Genomic DNA, 1,045 nt, shown 5'->3' with positions numbered 1-1,045 from the left:
GCCCCTTCCGCCGTCTCAGACGTTGACGCCGAAGTCCGAGGCGATGCCCGCGAGCCCGGAGGCGTAGCCCTGGCCGACGGCGCGGAACTTCCACTCCGTGCCGTGCCGGTAGACCTCGCCGAAGACCATGGCCGTCTCGGTCGAGGCGTCCTCGGAGAGGTCGTATCGCGCCAGTTCGGTGCCGCCCTCGCGGTTGACGACGCGGATGAAGGCGTTGCGGACCTGGCCGAAGCTCTGGCCGCGCGACTCCGCCTCGTGGATCGAGACCGGGAAGACGATCTTGTCGACCTCGGCGGGGACCTGGCCGAGGTCGATCTCGATCGACTCGTCGTCGCCCTCGCCCTCGCCCGTCAGGTTGTCGCCGGTGTGGCGGACGGAGCCGTCCGGGCTGGTCAGGTTGTTGTAGAAGACGAAGTGCGCGTCCGAGACGACCTTCCCCGCCGACGAGCACAGCAGGGCGCTCGCGTCGAGGTCGTAGTCGCTGCCGGTCGTGGTCCGGACGTCCCAGCCCAGGCCGACCGTGATCGACGTGAGGCCGGGGGCCTCCTTCGACAGCGAGACGTTGCCGCCCTTGGCCAGCGTGACTCCCATGGTGTGCGCTCCTTGGTCTCGGGTGCTGCCGGATGTGACTCGTTACCGAAACTACAGGACTCTCTACAGAGCTGTAGAAGTCGCGGGCGGGGGCCGCGCCCCGGTCCTCGGTACCATCGGGACCCGGTGTGAGCGGGTGCGAGGAGGTGCGTGCGTGAGCGGGACCGAGCGCAACGGCGGCCGTCGGCGTGGACAGGGCGAACTGGAGGCCAGGGTGCTCGCCGTGCTCCACTCCGCCCCCGGACCCGTACCCGCCGGGTGGGTGCGTGAACACGTCGGCGGGGAACTCGCGTACACGACGGTCATGACGATCCTGACGCGGCTGCGCTCCAAGGACGCCGTGAGCCGCGAGCGCCGGGGCCGCTCCTTCCTGTGGAGCGCCGTGGCCGACGAGGCGGGCCTCGCGGCGCTGCGGATGCGGCGGTTGCTCGACGGCGAGCACGACCGCGACGCG

The 1,045-nt window shown here is 70.8% G+C and carries 2 protein-coding genes; one reads left to right on the top strand and one right to left on the bottom strand.

Annotated elements, in window-relative coordinates; genetic code table 11:
• Nucleotides 1-15 precede the first annotated feature (15 nt).
• Nucleotides 16-591 carry a TerD family protein gene (locus SSBG_RS11995; RefSeq protein ID WP_008746398.1) on the bottom strand — a complete coding sequence of 192 codons (576 nt, stop codon included), beginning with the start codon at nucleotides 589-591 and terminating at the stop codon, nucleotides 16-18.
• Between the two features lie 154 nt (nucleotides 592-745).
• Between SSBG_RS11995 and SSBG_RS11990 the strand changes: the two genes are divergently transcribed.
• The coding region (locus tag SSBG_RS11990) for a BlaI/MecI/CopY family transcriptional regulator (RefSeq protein WP_037869554.1) at nucleotides 746-1,045 on the top strand (300 nt) is incomplete at its 3' end.

The organism is Streptomyces sp. SPB074, from assembly GCF_000154905.1.
In the GTDB taxonomy this organism is placed as follows: Bacteria; Actinomycetota; Actinomycetes; order Streptomycetales; family Streptomycetaceae; genus Streptomyces.
Note: the sequence above shows the minus strand (reverse complement) of the source record. Positions and strands in the feature narration are given on the sequence as shown.